This window comes from uncultured Helicobacter sp., assembly GCF_910577135.1.
Taxonomy (GTDB): domain Bacteria; phylum Campylobacterota; class Campylobacteria; order Campylobacterales; family Helicobacteraceae; genus Helicobacter_C; species Helicobacter_C mastomyrinus.
Genome location: NZ_CAJTLL010000034.1, coordinates 1 through 3,044 on the forward strand (window position 1 = coordinate 1; position 3,044 = coordinate 3,044).

Below are 3,044 nucleotides of genomic sequence, written 5' to 3' on the forward strand. Positions count from 1 at the left end.
TGGCAGAGAGGAAGGGATTCGATAAATATTGTTTATAATTCCCTCATATAGGGATTAAGGTTTCTTTTGTCCCCAATCTGTCCCCACTCATTAATATTTTCTTTTATCTCTCAAACGCATTATAACGTTTGAGAACTCTCTTACATACTCTGCAATAAGCATTACAATAAGTGATAGCGGTGTATATACAAGCATTACAAAACAATAAATATACATAGAGGCAAGAAATAATACAAGCAATGCAATAAAAAATATAAAAGCAGAGAGAAGAGCATAGCCCATCATATCTATATCATTGGTAAAAAAAGCATATATCGTAGCAAATACTATCCAAAGCATATGTATAAATAGCCCAAAGATAGCAAGGAATTGAAATACTTCTTTCACTTATTTTTCTTCTAGCATTTTATGAGATTCCTTGTATTTAGGTGTGCTATAAGCTCTATAATTGATTATATTACAAATTTATCTTTTAATCAAGGACATCTATGCAAACGCAAATTTCTTTAAAGCTTATCCCTGAATTGAGCCAATTAAGCAAGGCTATTGATAAAATAACTAAAGATACAACCCAATCTTTGAGTAAAAGCCTAGAAGAGCCTATCAAAAAGCTTAATGATAAGCTCAAAAATGAGCTTAATATCGGCAAGGCATTGCAAGGACCTAAACTACCCACAAAAGCCTTTGATGATATACAAAAAAAGTTAAAAGAGGCAATGAAGGTAAAACTTGATTTAGACTTGCAAGAGGCAAATGCCAAGATTGATTCTATGCGGTATCAATTACTTGGGCTTTATGCTTCATTTAAAGGATTGGTAAGCAAACCCATATCTGTGGCAATGGAGTTTGAAAGCTCTATGTCTGATGTAAAAAAAGGTTGTAGAGTTTGAGAGTAAAAATGAGCTTAAAAGCTTTGAAAAAGAGATTGGGGATTAACCAAAACTATCCCTCTAGCTGCCAAAGACCTAAGCGCAATCGTAGCTAGTGGTGGACAGCTAGGATTAGATAAAAATATCCTTGTCCCTTTTACTGATGTAGTAGCAAAGATAAGCATTGCCTTTGATATGGGGACAGCAGAGGCAGGAGATACCATCGCAGGATTAATGAAAAAGATGGGCATAGGCATTGATTCTGTAAAAGAGTTAGGCGATGCTATTAACTACATAGGGACAAAGAGTGCAGGAAGTCCTAGAGAGGTTGTAGCAATACTAGGGAGAATAGGCGGTATGGCAAAGACTATTGGCTTAAGTGCGGAGCAAACAGCAGGACTTGCAGGAGCATTTGCTAATATGAAGATTCCAGCCGATCAAGCAGGAACGGCTATCAATAAAATGCTAAGCGTGTTAGGCAATGCCGATGGAGGCACGGCACGATTTAAAAGTGCATTAGGCAGGATAGGCTTAAGCGGGGAAGAGTTAAAAGAGATGGTGGGGAATAACCCATTAGAAAGTATAAGGAGCGTGCTAAAAAGCATTGAGGGTGTGGAGCAAAGTGAAAAAAAGGTATTTTGAAAGATATGTTTGGAGAAGAAGCAGGACCTAAAATCGCACAAATCACCGCTAATATGGACGAGTTTGATAAGATTCTAGGGCTTGTAGCCAATAAAGATAATTATTTAGGCTCTATGCAAAAGGAATTTGATGAAGTAAGCAACACGACTGCGAATGCTATGGTGCTTATGGAAAATAGCTTTGGGAGAATAGCTAATGCAATAGGAAGCGTGTTTTTGCCACCATTGGCTAGTGGATTAAAAATTATAGCAGATATATCTAGCTCTATTGCTATTTTTTTAGAGAAAAGCCCACTTATATCAGGAATTACATTGATGATTCCAGCTTGTATGGCTCTTGGTAAAGCAATAGGGATTGTTGTAGCTTCTTGGGGTGCATTAAAGACATTATTCTTTTATCCTTTTCAATTGATATTTGGACTTAATAAAGCATTGGCAATACATAAAATAAGATTAGTTGCCTCCACCATAGCTACAAAAGCCTATACCCTTGCTATGGGTGGAGCATCTCTTGCCACAAAAGCGTGGGGGATAGCTACAAGTGCATTTTCTAAACTCTTTAAAGTCTCTATGTGGAGTGTCAAAGGAGCGTTACTTAGCACAGGCATAGGGGCATTAATAGTGGGGATAGGATTAGCTATTGCGTCCGTGTGCGAAAATTGGGAGAGTATAGCACCTAAGCTCATTGCGGTATGGGAGTGGATAAAAGAGGCAATCTCTCCTATAACAGAGTGGTTTATGGATATATTTGACTTTATAGGCAAAGGTATTGATAAAATCTTAAGCGGTGCAAGGGCAGTAACTGATTTTTTAGGCATTACAGATTCAGATGATACTCCTGCTAGTCTTGATACAAATGGTGTGGTAGAAAAGACCATTCACACCCAAACCCAAAATGCACAAAACTTCTACAATAACACACAAAATAGAGCTATCAATGACAATAAGACTATTTATATCAATACCACTGCAAGTGCAAATGAAGTAGCAGAAGCGATAAATGCTTATAGTTATTCCTATGCGGATTGAGAGAGGATAGCCCAATGATAAATATACGCAATCTTTTAGCCTCTCAAGCAAATGAGTTAAAACACAAGGAAAATTTTAAGAAACAAAGGGCATTTCAAAGCTCTCCTTTGCAAAGCATAAGCCCAAAAGAGAATGAAAAGCTTATTAAAATAGATAAATTTATCTTTAGTGTCTTTCATAATATTGAAAGCATTGATTATGAGCTCAATCTTGGTATCACAAAGGTAGAGAGCATAAGCACAAACTACTATTTAAAGCTTGGGGGCAATGAGGAGAGAGTAAGCTTTGAGGCGAGAGTCTTTGTGGAATATTTGGAGCATTTCAATGGGCTTGTAGCAAAAATAAAGCAAAGAGTGCCACTTTCTTACTCAAGTTTAGAATCAAGTGTGAATAGAAAAATCATCATTGATAAGTTTCACTCTAAAAGCAAAGATTGGCTTATGGATAATTCTAGGAATATCACTTATCATACAAAGGAGTTGAGTATAAGCGGGGTGTTGGTGTA

The 3,044-nt window shown here is 36.8% G+C and carries 5 protein-coding genes; 4 read left to right on the plus strand and 1 reads right to left on the minus strand.

The window, feature by feature from the left end; all coding sequences use genetic code 11:
• Nucleotides 1-90 precede the first annotated feature (90 nt).
• Nucleotides 91-387 carry a hypothetical protein gene (locus tag QZ289_RS10320; RefSeq protein WP_295702289.1) on the minus strand — a complete coding sequence of 99 codons (297 nt, stop codon included), beginning with the start codon at nucleotides 385-387 and terminating at the stop codon, nucleotides 91-93.
• Between the two features lie 101 nt (nucleotides 388-488).
• Between QZ289_RS10320 and QZ289_RS10325 the strand changes: the two genes are divergently transcribed.
• The 4 genes from QZ289_RS10325 to QZ289_RS10340 form a co-directional block, all read left to right on the plus strand.
• Nucleotides 489-890 carry a hypothetical protein gene (locus QZ289_RS10325; protein ID WP_295702291.1) on the plus strand — a complete coding sequence of 134 codons (402 nt, stop codon included), beginning with the start codon at nucleotides 489-491 and terminating at the stop codon, nucleotides 888-890.
• A gap of 54 nt (nucleotides 891-944) precedes the next feature.
• Nucleotides 945-1,511, plus strand: a complete 567-nt coding sequence (locus QZ289_RS10330; protein ID WP_295702297.1) for a phage tail tape measure protein — start codon at nucleotides 945-947, stop codon at nucleotides 1,509-1,511.
• Nucleotides 1,512-1,516: 5 nt separating this feature from the next.
• Nucleotides 1,517-2,539, plus strand: a complete 1,023-nt coding sequence (locus QZ289_RS10335) for a phage tail tape measure protein (RefSeq protein WP_295702293.1) — start codon at nucleotides 1,517-1,519, stop codon at nucleotides 2,537-2,539.
• A gap of 14 nt (nucleotides 2,540-2,553) precedes the next feature.
• Nucleotides 2,554-3,044: hypothetical protein (locus tag QZ289_RS10340; protein WP_295702295.1), on the plus strand; the 491-nt coding region annotated here is incomplete at its 3' end.

What these genes read in the sequence shown, in the direction of transcription:
- QZ289_RS10335 (WP_295702293.1), top strand. Translation starts at nt 1,517, where the DNA reads ATGTTTGGAGAAGAAGCAGGACCTAAAATCGCACAAATCACCGCTAAT.
- QZ289_RS10325 (WP_295702291.1), top strand. Translation starts at nt 489, where the DNA reads ATGCAAACGCAAATTTCTTTAAAGCTTATCCCTGAATTGAGCCAATTA.